This is a genomic window from Micromonospora sp. NPDC007220 (genome assembly GCF_040634035.1).
GTDB lineage: Bacteria > Actinomycetota > Actinomycetes > Mycobacteriales > Micromonosporaceae > Micromonospora > Micromonospora reichwaldensis.
This window is the reverse complement of record NZ_JBEYEU010000003.1, coordinates 444266-459738: the sequence shown is the minus strand read 5'-3', so window position 1 is coordinate 459738 and position 15473 is coordinate 444266. Positions and strand designations below refer to the sequence as shown.

Annotated in this window: 11 protein-coding genes; 7 read left to right on the top strand and 4 right to left on the bottom strand. The window is 71.3% G+C overall.

Annotated elements, in window-relative coordinates; all coding sequences use genetic code 11:
• Nucleotides 1-145: 145 nt before the first annotated feature.
• Together ABZ573_RS10475 and ABZ573_RS10470 are read right to left on the bottom strand one after the other, a co-directional pair.
• A complete protein-coding gene (locus tag ABZ573_RS10475; RefSeq protein WP_358117316.1) occupies nt 146-3160 on the bottom strand; it encodes a carbohydrate binding domain-containing protein in 3015 nt (1004 codons plus the stop codon).
• A 377-nt stretch (nt 3161-3537) separates the two neighbouring features.
• The gene (locus ABZ573_RS10470; protein ID WP_151455349.1) at nt 3538-4557 is read right to left on the bottom strand and encodes a LacI family DNA-binding transcriptional regulator; all 1020 of its coding nucleotides are present in this window, start codon (nt 4555-4557) and stop codon (nt 3538-3540) included.
• Nucleotides 4558-4943: 386 nt separating this feature from the next.
• Here ABZ573_RS10470 and ABZ573_RS10465 point away from each other — a divergent pair, with 386 nt between their 5' ends.
• The 6 genes from ABZ573_RS10465 to ABZ573_RS10440 all read left to right on the top strand — a co-directional run bounded on the left by ABZ573_RS10465 (nt 4944) and on the right by ABZ573_RS10440 (nt 11618).
• Nucleotides 4944-6233: an extracellular solute-binding protein gene (locus ABZ573_RS10465; RefSeq protein WP_358117313.1), complete on the top strand. Its 1290-nt coding sequence runs from the start codon at nt 4944-4946 to the stop codon at nt 6231-6233.
• Between the two features lie 71 nt (nt 6234-6304).
• Nucleotides 6305-7321: a sugar ABC transporter permease gene (locus ABZ573_RS10460; RefSeq protein WP_151455347.1), complete on the top strand. Its 1017-nt coding sequence runs from the start codon at nt 6305-6307 to the stop codon at nt 7319-7321.
• 106 nt (nt 7322-7427) lie between these two features.
• Nucleotides 7428-8261, top strand: coding sequence for a carbohydrate ABC transporter permease (locus ABZ573_RS10455; RefSeq protein ID WP_225852275.1), 834 nt, complete (start codon nt 7428-7430; stop codon nt 8259-8261).
• Complete coding sequence (locus ABZ573_RS10450) at nt 8258-10705, top strand: glycoside hydrolase family 2 protein (RefSeq protein WP_358117310.1); 2448 nt, start codon at nt 8258-8260, stop codon at nt 10703-10705. The genes ABZ573_RS10455 and ABZ573_RS10450 overlap by 4 nt, the downstream gene beginning before the upstream one ends.
• 190 nt (nt 10706-10895) lie before the next feature.
• Complete coding sequence (locus ABZ573_RS10445) at nt 10896-11432, top strand: hypothetical protein (protein WP_358117307.1); 537 nt, start codon at nt 10896-10898, stop codon at nt 11430-11432.
• 30 nt (nt 11433-11462) lie between these two features.
• Nucleotides 11463-11618 carry a hypothetical protein gene (locus tag ABZ573_RS10440; RefSeq protein ID WP_192581447.1) on the top strand — a complete coding sequence of 52 codons (156 nt, stop codon included), beginning with the start codon at nt 11463-11465 and terminating at the stop codon, nt 11616-11618.
• 85 nt (nt 11619-11703) lie between these two features.
• Here the strand turns inward: ABZ573_RS10440 and ABZ573_RS10435 are convergent, their stop codons facing one another.
• The gene (locus ABZ573_RS10435; protein WP_358117304.1) at nt 11704-12474 is read right to left on the bottom strand and encodes a hypothetical protein; all 771 of its coding nucleotides are present in this window, start codon (nt 12472-12474) and stop codon (nt 11704-11706) included.
• 288 nt (nt 12475-12762) lie between these two features.
• Here ABZ573_RS10435 and ABZ573_RS10430 point away from each other — a divergent pair, with 288 nt between their 5' ends.
• Entirely contained in the window at nt 12763-13356 is a 594-nt protein-coding gene (locus ABZ573_RS10430; protein WP_151455343.1) for a hypothetical protein, read from the top strand.
• A 249-nt stretch (nt 13357-13605) separates the two neighbouring features.
• On the opposite strand, the gene ilvD is transcribed toward ABZ573_RS10430, so the two are convergent.
• Nucleotides 13606-15453: a dihydroxy-acid dehydratase gene (ilvD, locus tag ABZ573_RS10425; RefSeq protein WP_358117301.1), complete on the bottom strand. Its 1848-nt coding sequence runs from the start codon at nt 15451-15453 to the stop codon at nt 13606-13608.
• Nucleotides 15454-15473: the final 20 nt, after the last annotated feature.

Genomic DNA, 15473 nt, shown 5'->3' with positions numbered 1-15473 from the left:
AAACACACTCTCCCCCACCCCCCCCCCCTCCCTATCTAACCCCCGGTGGCGGGGGGCGGGGGGGGGCGGGCCCCCCCCCCCGGGGGGGGGGCGGCCCCGCCGGTGGTGTCGGAGGCGGCCGGTCCGGCCGCCTTCGACACCGGCGTCACCGCAGGTAGGGGCCGGTGTCGCCGACCTTGCCCGGCGCCGGGTTGCCCGGCAGGTCCAGCACGTACACCCGCAGGTTGCCCTGTCCGCTGACCGTCGCCGTCAGGGTCCCGTTGGTGACCGTCCGGACGTCGCCGGTGACCGCGTCGGTGTAGCGGCCGTTGGGCACGCCGGTGAACGTCGCGCTCCCGGAGACCGTGACCAGCGCGAAGCTGTCCACGCCGCCGGCGGTGAAGCGCCGCTTGTACGCCATGGAGTTGCCGCTGATCCCCTCGGTCGAGTACTGCCCCTTCTGCAGGGCCGGCACTGCCCGGCGGATCAGGTTGAGCCGCTGCACGTGCTTGACCAGCGGCTTGTCCAGCGTGCTGGCCACGGGGCCGGTGGCCGAGGCGACCCGGCCGAAGCCCGCCGCGGTGACCGTGCCCGCCAGGTGACCGCCGTAGTAGGCGCGCCCGGTGGTGGCCAGCGGGCAGGTCGGCCCGCAGTCGATCTTCGCGCCCTTCTGGAACTCGATCTCCGAGCCGTAGTAGAGCGTCGGGATACCCCGGAACGTCCACATGAGGCTCATGTTCTCCGCCCAGGCGCCGGTGCCCCCGGTGTAGCGGGTGTTCGACTTGTTCGGGCCGTAGTCGTGGCTGTCGACGTACACGACGTTGTAGGTCGCGTCGTTGTAGCTGTCGTCGGAGTCCTTGCCGTTGCCGAAGGCGTTGTTCGCGTCGCCGAAGTTCATGTGCATGCGCATGTCGATGACGTTCATGCCGGAGAACTTCGAGTGGTCCGGCGCGTGGTAGGTGTTCCCGCGCAGGAACGCGTTGTCGCTGGTCGGCTGCCCGTTCGGGCCGAGTAGCTGCTCGTGGTCGTACTGCTCGATGGCGGCGCGCACGTCGTCGGGGCTGTACTCCTTGCGCTCCTTCCAGGTGAAGAACTGCGCCGAGTGGTTCACCGAGCCCCGGTTCCACTTGTCGTTGACGAACGCGGCGACCTCACCGAAGACGTAGAAGTCCCGGCCCTTCTCACCGTGCCTGGCCAGCGCGTGCTGCTGGATCGCCGGCAGGAAGCGCCGGTTCCAGGTGACGCGGGGGATGTGCACGGCGGTGTCGATGCGGAAGCCGTCGACCCCCATGTCGATGAACTTGTTGTACGTGTCGATCAGGTACTTCTGCACGGTGGCGTTCTCGGTGTTGAAGTCGGCCAGGTCCTCGTGCAGCCAGCAGCTACGTGAGTCCTCGCCCTCCCAGTTGCCGATCCAGCACTGGTGGTACAGGTCGGCCGGGAAGAGCTTGCTGGTCGGGGTCGGCCACTGGCACTCGTAGAGGCGGAAGCCCTCGGGGCTGGTGCCGGCCGGGGCACCCCAACGCGGGCACTGGTTGCCGGTCGGCGCGGTGGTCGACCAGACGTCGCCGTTGTAGGGCCGTCCCTTGGCGAGGGCATTCTGCGCCGGGGTCAGCTCCGGGTCGGTGCCGGGGTGCTCGACCATGGGGTCGTACGAGCGGCCCGGCTCCTGCTTGCTGTACATCCACTTCCACTGCTCGTCGCGGGCGCCGTACACCGTGGGGGTGAACAGGCCCTTGGCGCCCCAGCGGGAGCTGTGGTTGTAGACCACGTCCTGGAAGACCTTGATCCCCTTGGCGTGCGCGGCGTTGATCAGGTCCTGGTAGCTCGCGCCGGGGCTCTCCAGCCGCGGGTCGACCCGCTGGAAGTCCCAGCCGTGGTAGCCGTGGAAGTCGTAGTCGGACCGGTTCAGCACGACCGGGGTGATCCAGAGGGCGGAGAAGCCGAGCCCCTTGACGTAGTCGAGCTTGTCGATCAGGCCCTTGAAGTCGCCGCGGAACATCGGGTCGTCGTTGGCCGCGTTGCCCGACTTGACGTGCTGGCTGCCGCCCCGGTTGTTGGTGGCGTCGCCGTCGGCGAACCGGGCGGTCATCACGAAGTAGATGCTGTCCTCGCGGGGGTCGCCGCCGAGCGGGGTGCCGGCCGCGGGCGGGGGCGTGCTGGTGCCGGTGGTGACCGCCACGGGGGCACTGGCCGGGGAGGTGTTGCCGGCCGCGTCGTACGCCCGGACGGTGTACTCGTAGCGGGTCTGTGGGCTCAGCGCGTCGTCGACGTGGCCGGTGCCGGCGGTGGTCACCGTGACGGTGCCCTGCGACCCGCCGGTGCGGGTGAGCCGGTAGCCGGTGACCCCGCGGTCGTCGGTGGCCGCGGCCCAGGAGGCCGCGACGCGCACCCCGTTCGCGGTCGCGCCCAGCCCGGTGGGGGTGGACGGCGCGGTGGTGTCCGGCGTGTCGGGCGGGCACGGTGCGGCCGCGCCGGCGGTCACCACCCCCGCCTTGACGGTGCTCACCCCGGCGCCCAGGGTGTAGTCCGCGCCGTTGTTGTTGTCCCAGGCGCCGGCGCCGTTGTTGAACGCCGCCCGGAGCGTGGCGGCGGTGCCGAGGTCGACCACCCGGCGGGCCCATCCGGCGCAGCCGGCCTGCATCGGCGCGCCGGGGATGGTGGTCCAGGCCCCGCCCGCGGGCTGGTAGTGGATGTTCGCGGCGGCCCAGCCCCTGGTCCCGACGTGGTACCAGACGTCGGCCGTCCGGCCGGCCGGCGGGTTCGACGGGGTGGGCGTGGGCGAGGGGGTGCCGGCGCAGGGGTCGCCCGTGCCGACCACGCCGTCCGCGACGGTCACCGTCCCGGTGCCGGTGCGGTAGTTCGCGCCCCGGTTGTTGTCCCAGGTGGCGCCGTTGTGGTTGAACACCACCTGGAGGCCGGTGGCGGTACCGGCGTCGATGGTGCGTTTGCGCCAGCCGGCGCACGCCGCCTCCATCGCCACCCCGGGCACGGCCGTCCACGCGCCGCCGTCCGGCGCGTAGTGGACGTTGACCTGGCCGGTCCAGGTGGCGGCGGGTCGGTAGTAGACGGTCACGGAGTTCGCGGCGGAGGCGGTGCTGAGCGGGGCCAGCCCGACGGCGATCCCGGCGGCCAGCGCGGCCGCGATCGTCCGTCGTCGTCGTCCGGTGCTGGGATGCATCGGAGCTCCTCGGGGGTGGTAGTCGGCGAGGGCCGAGGGGGACGGGGTGCCTTGCGTGACAGCCGTCGACTGTGGGGGATTGTCCGGACCGGACAGTGACGTGACGGATCACGTCACAGGATGACGAATGTTTCTGCAAGGTCTTGCAAGTGGCGAGAAAGTTACCACCATCAACGTCACGACACCAGACGTTCACACTGATCGGACAGAGGCCCGCCGGCCCCGGACGTGCGGAGCCGGACGGATGGCGGCTCCGGCCGCTACGGCGCACCTCGGAGTGGTCAGTTAACCGGTTAAGGTGGACGGCGCCTACGGCTCACGCCGTCGCCCCGGCCGGGAGGCCGACGGGCGGGGCGCCCGGGTCGGCGCGGTCCGGCTCAGCTCGCGCGCGGCGGGGCCGTGCTGCCCCGAGGCGTGAGGTGGGCGGTCCCGTCCTGCACCTGCCGGGCCGGCGCGCCGCCGATCACCGCCAGCAGTTCCCGGGCGGCGTGCGCGCCGTACGCCGGGATGTCCCGGCCGAGCGCGGTCAGCGGCGGGTGCACCAGCTGGCAGAGCGGCGAGTCGTCCCAGGCCACGATGGACACCTCGCCCGGCACGGCGAGGCCCATCTCCTGGGCCACCGACAGCCCCGCTATCGCCATCACGTCGTTGTCGTAGATCACGGCGGTGGGGCGGCCGGCCGAGCTGAGCAGCCGCCGGGTGGCGCGCGCCCCCTCCTCGCCGGTGTAGTCCGACGGCACGGTGACCGCGTCGGCCAGGCCGAGCCGGCGGCACACCTGGGTGAACGCCTCGGTGCGGATCTCGGTGTGCAGCAGGGCGGGCAGGCCGCCGACGCGGGCGATCCGGCGGTGGCCGAGGGCGACCAGGTACTCCACGGTCTCGACCAGCGCCGCCGCGTCGTCGGACCAGACGCTGGCCAGCCCGCCGGTGCCGCCCGGGCCGCCGATCACCACCGCGGGCAGGCCCAGCTCCTCCAGCACCGGCACCCGGCGGTCGTCGGCGCGCAGGTCGCAGACGAGGACGCCGTCGACGCGGCGCTCACCCCACCACCGGCGGTAGACGGCGACCTCCGCCTCCTGGTCGGCCACGACCTGGAGGGTGAGCGCGTACGACCGGGCGGAGAGTTCGGCCTCGACGCCGCTGATCAGCTCCATGAAGAACGGCTCGATGCCGAGCGTGCGGGCGGGGCGGCAGAGGGTGAGGCCGACCGCGTCGGCGGTGGCCCCGGAGAGGGAGCGGGCGGCGCGGCTCGGGTTGAAGCCGATCTCGGCGGCGATGGCGAGGATCCGCTGCCGGGTGGCCTCGGAGACCCCGGGCTGGCCGTTCAGCGCATAGGAGACCGCCCCCTTGGACACCCCGGCGCGGCGGGCGACGTCGGCGATCGTGGGTCGCTTCACCGGCGTACTCCTCCAACTCTCCCGCCCGGGCGGGTGTCACCACGAGGCCGGGGCGACCGGCGGCGGTCCACGCTACTGCACCCGGCGCGGGGAAGGCCGGCGCGACCGGTGCGCGGCGTCGGGCCGGTCGCCGGCTTTCCCGGTTAAGTGATCTGGTGTGGTTCGGCTCGGTCCCTTGCCGCACCGCCAGCCTGCGTTCCGCTGTCTCGCAGGAATGCCTCCACCTCCCATGATCGCGCTCCCACGACCGGTGCAGATTACCGTGAGACACCGATCGTGACTGCCCGTTGACAGCGCCGAAACTGCCCCGTACGGTGGCGGAACTTATCCGGTTCAGTCAACGACTCTCGATGTCGGGAGCGTTCCCATCTGGCGCGGAGGATGACATGAGACGGTCCTTGACGCACTGGGCCAGGGCGGCCGCCGTCGGCGCGGTCAGCCTGGTCATGGTCGCGGCGTGCAGTGGCAACAGCGGAGGTGACGGCGACTCCCAGGCAGGTGGCCAGGTCACCCTGAAGATCAACTTCTGGGGCGACTTCGGGCTCGACGAGCTCAAGGCGAAGTACGAGGACGCCAATCCGAACGTCAAGATCAGCCTGAACACCGGCGAGTACAACGCCCAGCACGAGGATCTCCAGAAGAAGCTCGTCGCCGGCTCCGGCGCGCCGGACATCGCCGCCGTCGACGAGGGCTTCGTCGTCCAGTTCCGCAGCCAGGCCGACAAGTTCGTCAACCTGCTCGACAAGGGCGCCGGCACGTACGAGCAGAAGTACCTGCCGTGGAAGTGGAAGCAGACCCTGACGCCCGACGGCAAGACCCAGATCGGCCTCGGCACCGACGTCGGCGGCCTGGCCATGTGCTACCGCACCGACCTGTTCAAGGCCGCCGGCCTGCCCACCGGGCGCGACCAGGTCTCCGCGCTCTGGCCCACCTGGGACAGGTTCATCGAGGTCGGCCAGCAGTACACGGCCAAGAGCGGCAAGAAGTTCATCGACGCCGGCACCAACATCTTCAACCCCGTCCTCGGGCAGCAGCCGGTCGGCTTCTACGACGAGAGCGAGGCGCTCAAGATGGACGGCGGCCCCAAGGTCGCCTTCGACGTGGCGGCCCGGACCATCGCCGCGGACCTCTCGGCCAACCTCACCGCGTTCTCGCCCGAGTGGAACAGCGGCTTCGTCAAGGGCAACTTCGCCGTGCTCGCCTGCCCGGCCTGGATGCAGGGGCACATCAAGAACACCGCCCCCGGCACCAGCGGCAAGTGGGACGTGGCCGCGATCCCCGGCGGGGGCGGCAACTGGGGCGGCTCGTTCCTGACCATCCCCAAGCAGGGCAGGAACGTCGACGAGGCGTACAAGTTCGTCGAGTGGCTGATCCAGCCCGAGCAGCAGATCGAGATCTTCAAGAAGGTCGGCAACCTGCCCTCCCAGCCGGCGCTCTACCAGGACCCGGCGATCAAAGACTTCACCAACCCCTTCTTCAACAACGCCCCGGTGGGTCAGATCTTCTCCAAGACCGCGGAGAGCCTGACCCCGCAGTACCTCGGCAAGCGCAACGGCCCGACCCGGGTGGCGGTGGAGAACGTCCTCAACCGGCTGGCCACCGGAAACCTGAAGGGCAAGCCCGACCAGGCGTGGACCGAGGCGGTCAAGGAAGCCGAGAAGGCCGCCAGGTCCTGACCGCGCGCCGGTCGGGGCGGGCCCGTGCCGCGCCCCGACCGGCCCTTACTTCGGTGCCTGGAGGTGCCCCGATGTCCACCACCCGCGCCGCCCCCACGGCGCCCCGGCCCGGCCAGGAGCCCGGTGCGACGGCCGAACGCCGGGGCCGCCGACCAGAGCCGGGCGGCTGGCGTACCCGGTTGTACCGCTTCGACGTGCGCTACGTGCCGTACCTGCTGATCGCCCCGTTCTTCCTGCTCTTCGCCGTCTTCGGGCTCTTCCCGATCGTCTTCAACGGCGTCGTCGCCCTGCGCCACTGGCGGCTCGACGACCCGACGCTCACCGGCTGGGCGGGGCTGGAGAACTTCCGCCGCCTCTTCACCGACGACGACTTCTTCAACGCGCTCGCCAACACCTTCGGCATCTTCCTGCTCTCCACCGTGCCGCAGCTGCTGCTGGCGCTGATCGTCGCGTCGCTGCTGAACCGGAAGCTGCGGGCCCAGACCTGGTTCCGGGTCGGGGTCCTGCTGCCGTACATCACCCCGGTGACGGCCTCCACGCTGATCTTCTCCGTGGTCTTCGCCCGGGACACCGGCATCGCCAACTGGGCGCTGTCGCTGCTCGGCATCGGCGAGACCGAGCCGATCGACTGGCGGTCCGCGAAGTGGTCCTCGTGGATCGCCATCGCCACCATGGTCAACTGGAAGTGGATCGGCTACAACGCGCTGCTCTACCTGGCCGCCATGCAGTCCATCCCGCGCGACGTCTACGAGGCCGCCGCCGTCGACGGGGCCGGGCCGTGGCGCCAACTGTGGCGGATCACCGTGCCGATGATCCGGCCCGTGGTCATCTTCACCGTCGTGCTCTCCACCATCGGCGGCCTGCAACTGTTCACCGAGCCGATGCTCTTCGACGCCAACCCGGCCCTGGGCCTCGGCGGCGACGACGGGCAGTGGCAGACCGTCGCGCAGCTCATCTACAAGGTCGGCTGGCGGGACCTCAACCTCGGCTACGCCGCCGCCATGTCCTGGGCGCTCTTCCTGGTCATCCTGCTCGTCGCGGCGATCAACGCCGTCATCACCAACCGCCTGGGAGGTGGTAAGCGGTGAGCGCGAGGAGTGAGCTTGCGAGCCCCGCAGTCGCGAACGAAAGGTGGCACAGGTGAGCGCCTCGAATCCCCGGCGGGGGGCGCTTATGGGCCGGGCGCCGCAGCACATGCCCGGCACCGTCTGGACCTACCTGTTCCTGAGCGTCGTGATCGCGTTCTCGGCGTTCCCGCTCTACTGGATGTTCGTCATCGCCACGAACACCGACGAGGCGCTGGCGCAGATCCCGCCGCAGGTGCTGCCCGGCGGTCAGCTCGTCACCAACCTGCGGGAGGTCTTCTCCATGCAGGACGTGTTCTTCCTCCAGTCGCTCGGCAACAGCGTGATCGTGTCGTCGGTGGTGACGGCGTCGGTGCTCTTCTTCTGCGCGCTGGCCGGCTTCGCCTTCGCCAAGCTGCGGTTCAAGGGGCGCAACGCGCTGATGGTCATGGTCGTCCTGACCATGACGGTGCCGAACCAGCTCGGCGTCGTCGCCCTCTACATCCTGATGGGCCGGATGCCCGGCGAGGGCGGCTGGAACGGCACCCTCCTCGCGGTGATCGTGCCCGGCCTGGTCACTGCGTTCGGCGTCTTCTACATGCGGCAGTTCATCCTCGACGCGGTCCCCGACGAGCTGGTCGAGGCCGCGCGGATGGACGGCGCGAGCACCATGCGGATCTTCTGGAGCGTGGTGGTGCCGGCGGTCCGGCCCGCCATGGCGGTGCTCGGCCTGCTGACCTTCGTCGCCACCTGGAACGAGTTCCAGTGGCCGCTGATCACCCTCGGCGGCACCGACTACCCGACCTCGATGGTCGCCCTCTCCGACCTCGCCAGCGGCAACTACGTGCTGTACCGGCGGGTGCTGGCCGGCGCCCTGGTCGCCACCCTCCCGCTGCTGGTGATGCTCTTCATCGGCGGCCGTCAGATCGTCCGAGGAATCATGGAAGGCGCGGTGAAGTCGTGACCCGGCAAGCGTTGCACGAGGGCTGGACCCTGCGGGCGGTGGAGGGGCCGCAGGTGCCGGCCGCGATCGCGGGCCGCGCCGTGCCGGCCACCGTTCCCGGCTGCGTGCACACCGACCTGCTGGCCGCCGGCCTGATCCCCGACCCGTACCTGGACGACAACGAGAAGGGGCTCGCCTGGATCGGCCGCACCGACTGGGTCTACGAGACCACCTTCACCCATCGGCCGGGCGGCGACGAGCGGGTCGACCTCGTCTGCGCCGGCCTCGACACCGTCGCCACGCTCACCCTCAACGGCACCGAGGCCGGCCGCGCCGAGAACATGCACCGTGGTCACCGCTTCGACGTCCGGTCGCTGCTGGTCGCCGGGTCCAACACCCTGGCCGTACGCTTCGACTCCGCCTACCGCTACGCCGAGGCGCAGCGGGACCGGCTCGGGGACCGGCCGAACGCCTACCCGGAGCCCTTCCCGTTCATCCGCAAGATGGCCTGCAACTTCGGCTGGGACTGGGGGCCGACCCTGGTCACCGCCGGCATCTGGCAGGAGATCGGGCTGCACGCCTGGTCCACGGCGCGGCTGGCCGTCGTGCGTCCCCTGGTGACCGTCGAGGCCGGCGACGGCCGGGTGGAGCTGCACGTCGAGGTCGAACGGGCCGGCGCCGCGTCGCTCACCGTGCGGGCGACCGTCGCCGGCGCGGCGGCCGAGGCGACGATCCCGGCGGGGGAGCGCACGGCCGTGCTGACCCTCACCGTCCGCGACCCGGCGCTCTGGTGGCCCAGGGGGTACGGCGACCAGCCGCTGCACCCGCTGGAGGTGACCCTGCACGACGCCGACGACCACCCGCTCGACACCTGGTCGCAGCGGATCGGGTTCCGCTCGGTACGCCTCGACACCACCCCCGACGCGCACGGCACCCCGTTCGCCCTGCACGTCAACGACACCGCGGTCTTCGTCCGGGGGATGAACTGGATCCCCGACGACGTCTTCCCCACCCGGATCACCCGGGACCGGTTGGCGCACCGGTTCCGGCAGGCCGCCGACGCGAACGTCAACCTGCTGCGCGTCTGGGGCGGCGGCCGGTACGAGTCGGACGACTTCTACGACCTCGCCGACGAGCTGGGCCTGCTCGTGCAGCAGGACTTCCTCTTCGCCTGCGCCGCCTACCCCGAGGAGGAGCCGCTGCGCGCCGAGGTGGCCGCCGAGGCCACCGAGCAGGTGGTCCGGCTCGCCCCGCACCCGTCGCTGGTGCTCTGGACCGGCAACAACGAGAACATCTGGGGCTGGCACGACTGGGACTGGCAGGAGCCCCTCGCGGGGCGCACCTGGGGACGCGGCTACTACCTGGAGCTGCTGCCCCGGATCGTCGGCGAGCTGGACCCGACGCGGCCGTACTGGCCGGGCAGCCCGTGGTCGGGCCGCGAGGAGATCCACCCCAACGACCCGGCGCACGGCACCACGCACATCTGGGACGTCTGGAACACCGACGACTACACGAAGTACCGCGAGTACGTGCCGCGCTTCGTCGCCGAGTTCGGCTACCAGGCCCCGCCCGCGTACGCGACGCTGCGCCGGGCGCTGTCCGACGAGCCCCTCGCACCCGACTCGCCGGGCATGGCGCACCACCAGAAGGCGATCGACGGCGACGCCAAGCTCCGGCGGGGGCTCGACGCGCACCTGCCGGCACCGGCGGACTTCGACGACTGGCACTGGCTGACCCAGCTCAACCAGGCGCGCGCGATCCAGCTCGCCGTCGAGCACTTCCGCTCCCACCGGGACGTCTGCGCCGGCACCATCGTCTGGCAGCTCAACGACTGCTGGCCGGTGACCTCGTGGTCGGCCGTCGACGGCGACGGCCGCCGCAAGCCCCTGTGGTACGCGCTGCGACGGGCGTACGCCGACCGGCTGCTGACCGTCCAGCCCCGCGACGGCGGCCTGGCCCTGGTCGCGGTCAACGACGGGTCGACCCCGTGGCGGGCGACGGCATCGGTGACCCGGCTGACCCTGACCGGCGAGCCCCGGGCGAAGACCACGCTGGAGCTGGACGTCGGTGCGTACGCCAGGATCGAGCTGGCGCTGCCGGCGGAGCTGGCGCGGCCGGACGAGGCCCGGCGCGAGCTGCTGGTGGCCGAGGCGGGCGGGACGGCCGAGCGGGCGCTCTGGTTCTTCGCCGAGGACCGCGACGCCGACTGGCCGGCGGCCCGGTACGACGCGGCGGTCGAGTCGGTCGACGGCGGCCAGCGGGTCCGGGTCACCGCCCGCACGGTCCTGCGGGACCTGACGCTCTTCCCGGACCGGCTCGGCCCGGCGGCCGAGGCCGACGAGGCGCTGGTCACCCTCCTGCCGGGGGAGACGGCCACGTTCACGGTGCGCGCGGACGCCCCGCTGGACCCGGCGGCCCTGACCACCCGCCCCGTCCTACGCTGCGTCAACGACATCGCCGGCTGACCCGGCCGGTGCCACGACGGTGATCTTGGCAAGATTCGGCCCCCGGAGGGGCCGTTCCGTACCAAGATCTCCGTCGGGCGCACCCCCAGGGCGGGCGGCCCGGTGTCTGGGGAAGGATCTACCAGCAGCGGAGGGCCGGCCGGGGGCGGGAGCCGACCCGCCGGAGGTCGCACCAGCCACAGGGAGAACCATGATCGCGGAGCACATTCGTGACGCGTCGGCCACGGCGGTCGTGTTCGGTTTCTTCGCGTCCGGCTGGTTCGGCTGGGCGCAGGAGGCGCCGCCCCGGCGGTGGCCACCGTTCCTCGGCGCCGGATCGGTGCTCTCGTTGCTCACCGCGGTCGCCGGCGGCATCCTGACCTGGCGGCGCTGGTCCGACCCGACGGCCTTCGACGCCGACACCAGCCGTGCCTTCGGAGTCGTCGTGGGCATCGAGTTCGGCGTCGCCGCGCTCGGTGCCGGGCTGCTCGCCCTGCGGCGCCGACGGGACCTGATCCCGGTCTGGGTCGCCCTCGTGGTGGGCCTGCACCTGTTCCCGGTCGCGGCGCTGATCGACTATCCGCTGGTCCACGTGGTCGCCGCCCTGGTGACGGCGGTGGCGCTGGCGGCGGTGCCGGTGGCCCGGGCCCGCGCCGTCGCGGTGAGTGCGGTGGTCGGCCTCGCCACTGGCGTGGTGTTGCTCGCCGCCGCCGTGTCGTCGCTGGTCATCGCCCTGGTCGCGTACTGAGGCGGGCTCGGTCGACGCTGCGAGTTGAAGGTGTTGGCCACTCTCGGCGTCGCCGGTCGGCTGCGCCGCGACGGCCTGGTCTTCCCCGACACCCCGGCCGCGATCCGGTACGCCCGGGCCGTCGTGCTGCCCGGCGGAGAAGGCCTGGCCGGCGACGACGCTCAGGAGGCGGCCAGGGCTGGGTGAGCAGCGTCGTCACGCTCCGGATGAGGAAGAAAGTGCGAGCGGCAGCGACGAGGTCGGGGTGGTGACTGGCGGCCCGTGCCCGCCGCTACCAGACGATCACGTCGAAGGTGAACGTCTTCCCTGGTTCGTAGCGCTTGACGGTCAACCACGCCCAACGTTTTTCTGTCGTCCGCACACAGAAGGACTGGTCTGTCCGGAGTTGTTCGCTGAGGATGTCGTTCTGTCGGGTGACGGACGTCTCGCAGGCGCTTTCGGACGGCGTCCCGTCGATCACGACGACGTCACCAGGGGTCCGCACCGGTGGGGTCCCGCGGTTCAGATACACGTCCAGGCCCTGGCCGGCCGAATAACCGTACTGGACGTTCCAGTTCGTAGCCGTGGAGTCGAGGTCGAGGGAGTAGCTCATCGAGAGAGTGACTCCCTCGTCGGCGCGACTCGGAGGCTTCACGCCGTCGGAGGTCGGGCTCACGGTGCTGCTCGGAGCGGGGGCGTCGGTCGGGTCGGTGGGACGGCCGGTCGGTGTCGCCGGGAAGGTCGGCGCTGAGGTGGGGGACGTCGGGACAGCGCTGGTCGGTCGGTCGTCGGGGCTGGGGGTCGCCGCGACCGTCGTGGGTTTACCCGTACTCCGGCCCACGATGCGGTCGGTGGCCGCGCCGGTCACCGCCGACAGGACCACCAGGATCATCACCACCACGGTGGCGAGTACGGGGCGGCGCTGCATCCAGAGCCACCCCAGCGCCCAGCAGGCCGCGGCGAGGCCGGCGAGCCCGACCGCCACCACGGCCCAGGCGCCGGCGCTGGTCAGGTACTGCATGACGCCCGCCACCGCGCCCACCACGCCGGCAGCCGTCGACACCAGCACGACCCGTCTGTCCGAAGGTGGTGGACTCGGCTGGTTCACTGCGCCGCTCCGGGTCGCTCACCGGTGCCGAGGCAAAGATCGGGGGACATGGCTCAATTCGACGCCGCACTCCTCAGTGGAGCCAGGAAGTGTTGCCCATCCGACAGTCCTGCTCGGGGTGCGGTTACGGGATGGACAAACGTCCTTGCTGCGCCTCATTGCATCGACAGGCAACAATGACGAGGCATCGACGTCTCTCTCGGGAGGTATTACATGAGTCGTTTTCGTCGCATACTGCTCGCGATGGCGCTCGTCGTCACTGCGGCGCTGCTGGTACCGGCCACACCAGCCAGTGCCGTTGGTCAGCCGGTGAAGATCTGTTTCCAGGTCGGTGAGTTCGGCGGTCGGCCGATCTTCGACTGTCATGAGATCGTGCTGCCGGAGTTCAAACCGAGACCGATCGGGCCGATCGAGTGTCTGAGTTGCCCGCCGGTCTACGAGTTGTGGGACCGGATCGACCCGGAGAAGCGCTTCGAGTATCTGAACCGGCTGGGTCGGGGCATGTCGCTGCTGGGGGAGGCGGCACAGGCCGTGGACCCGATCAAGGCGGAGCGCCTGCGGGAGTTGGCGACGGAGAGCTTCTGGTCGTCGGCGAAACTGCTGGAGGGTTCAGAGGTGAAGCTCCGCCAGGTCGGCTGGGCGGACCTGGAGAACGAGAAGTTCCACGGCGACCCGGATCCGCAGCCGTCGCTGGTGGCGAGCGGGGAGAACCTGGTTGGCGGGCTCGAACTGATGCAGAAGGCGCTCGGTGATCCGCAGCCGGAGCCCAACATCGCGGCGGCGATGGCCCGCTTCGACCAGGCGTACAAGGACCTCGGAACGCTGTTCGCCGGCTGAGCCCTCGGTTGCCACGGGTGCGACGGTCCCGGATGCGTCGCACCCGGTGCACGACACCGTTGTCCTTCTGACGTCGTGGACGATTCGCCGCCGGCTGGTGGCGCGGCGCGGCCCGGACGTCACCGCCTGATGTCACCAACGACTCAGCTCGACAGCGTCGTACGACCCTTCGCCCCAGGCGAAGGGTCGTACGGCGTCACCGTCCCGGGAGCACGGGTACCCGCTCACGAAGACGGCCCGCCGCGGCGGCTACTCCGGGACGCGGCGGTAGGCGCCGTCGCTGGCCGAGGTGGCCATCGAGGCGTACGCGCGCAGCGCCGCGGACACCGGCCGCTGCCGGTCGACCGGGGTGTACGGCTTGTCGCGCTTCTCCTGCGCGATGCGCCGGGCCTCCAGCACGTCGGGGGCCACGTTCAGCTCGATCGACCGGCCCGGGATGTCGATGACGATCTCGTCGCCGGACTCGACGAGGGCGATCAGCCCGCCGGAGGCCGCCTCCGGGGAGGCGTGCCCGATGGAGAGCCCGGAGGTGCCGCCGGAGAATCGGCCGTCGGTGAGCAGCGCGCAGGAGCGGCCCAGCCCCCGGCCCTTGAGGAACGAGGTGGGGTAGAGCATCTCCTGCATGCCGGGGCCGCCCTTCGGCCCCTCGTAGCGGATCACCACCACGTCGCCGGCGACGATCCGCTTGTTGAGGATCGCCTCGACGGCGTCGTCCTGGGACTCGTAGACCTTGGCCGGGCCGCGGAAGGTCAGGCACTCCTCGGGCACCCCGGCGGTCTTCACCACGCAGCCGTCCGGCGCGAGGTTGCCGTGCAGGATCGCCAGGCCGCCGTCGGCGCTGTAGGCGTGCGCGAGGTCCCGCACGCAGCCCCCGGCGGCGTCGGTGTCCAGCGACGACCAGCGGTTGGTGGTGGAAAACGGCTCGACGGTGCGCACCCCGCCCGGGGCGGCGTGGAACAGCTCGACCGCCTCCGGCGTCGGCGAACCGCCCCGGACGTCCCAGTCGGCGAGCCAGCGCTCAAGGTTGGGGGAGTGCACCGCGTGCACGTCCCGGTGCAGCAGGCCGGCCCGGTCCAGTTCGCCGAGGATGGCCGGGATGCCACCGGCCCGGTGCACGTCCTCCATGTGGTAGTTCGGGGAGTTCGGGGCGACCTTGGCCAGGCAGGGCACCCGGCGGGAGACGGCGTCGATGTCGGCGACGCCGAAGTCCAGCTCGGCCTCGCGGGCGGCGGCGAGCAGGTGCAGGATCGTGTTGGTCGAGCCGCCCATCGCCACGTCGAGCGCGACGGCGTTCTCGAACGCGGCCCGGCTGGCGATCGCGCGGGGCAGCACGGAGGCGTCGTCGCCGTCGTACCACCGCTTGGCGATCTCCACGGCGGTGCGGCCGGCCTCGACGAAGAGCGACCGGCGCGCGGCGTGGGTCGCCAGCGTCGAGCCGTTGCCCGGCAGTGCCAGGCCGATCGCCTCGGTGAGGCAGTTCATCGAGTTGGCGGTGAACATGCCGGAGCAGGAGCCACAGGTCGGGCAGGCCGACCGCTCGATCTCGCCGAGCTGGTCGTCGGTGACGGCCTCGTTGGAGGAGGCGATCATCGCGTCGATCAGGTCGATCTTGGAGTGCACGACGCCCTCGATCGCCACGGTCTTGCCGGCCTCCATCGGCCCGCCGGAGACGAAGACGGCCGGGATGTTCAGCCGCAGGGCGGCCAGCAGCATGCCCGGGGTGATCTTGTCGCAGTTCGAGATGCAGACCAGGGCGTCGGCGCAGTGCGCGTTGACCATGTACTCCACCGCGTCGGCGATCAGCTCCCGGCTGGGCAGGGAGTAGAGCATGCCGCCGTGGCCCATGGCGATGCCGTCGTCCACGGCGATGGTGTTGAACTCGCGGCCCACCCCGCCGGCCTCCGCCACCGCCTCGGCGACCAGACCGCCCATGTCCTTGAGGTGCACGTGACCGGGCACGAACTGGGTGAAGCTGTTGGCGATGGCGACGATCGGCTTGCCGAAGTCGTCGTCGGTCATCCCGGTGGCCCGCCAGAGGGCCCGGGCGCCGGCCATCGTCCGACCGTGCGTGGAGGTCTTCGACCGCAGCTCAGGCATGCCCACAAGTGTTACACCGT

Bases quoted from the DNA above. Each gene is read 5' to 3' on its own strand.
- ABZ573_RS10475 (WP_358117316.1), bottom strand. From the start codon at position 3,160: ATGCATCCCAGCACCGGACGACGACGACGGACGATCGCGGCCGCGCTG.
- ABZ573_RS10465 (WP_358117313.1), top strand. From the start codon at position 4,944: ATGAGACGGTCCTTGACGCACTGGGCCAGGGCGGCCGCCGTCGGCGCG.
- ABZ573_RS10460 (WP_151455347.1), top strand. From the start codon at position 6,305: ATGTCCACCACCCGCGCCGCCCCCACGGCGCCCCGGCCCGGCCAGGAG.
- ABZ573_RS10455 (WP_225852275.1), top strand. From the start codon at position 7,428: ATGCCCGGCACCGTCTGGACCTACCTGTTCCTGAGCGTCGTGATCGCG.
- ABZ573_RS10445 (WP_358117307.1), top strand. From the start codon at position 10,896: ATGATCGCGGAGCACATTCGTGACGCGTCGGCCACGGCGGTCGTGTTC.
- ABZ573_RS10430 (WP_151455343.1), top strand. From the start codon at position 12,763: ATGGCGCTCGTCGTCACTGCGGCGCTGCTGGTACCGGCCACACCAGCC.
- ilvD (WP_358117301.1), bottom strand. From the start codon at position 15,453: ATGCCTGAGCTGCGGTCGAAGACCTCCACGCACGGTCGGACGATGGCC.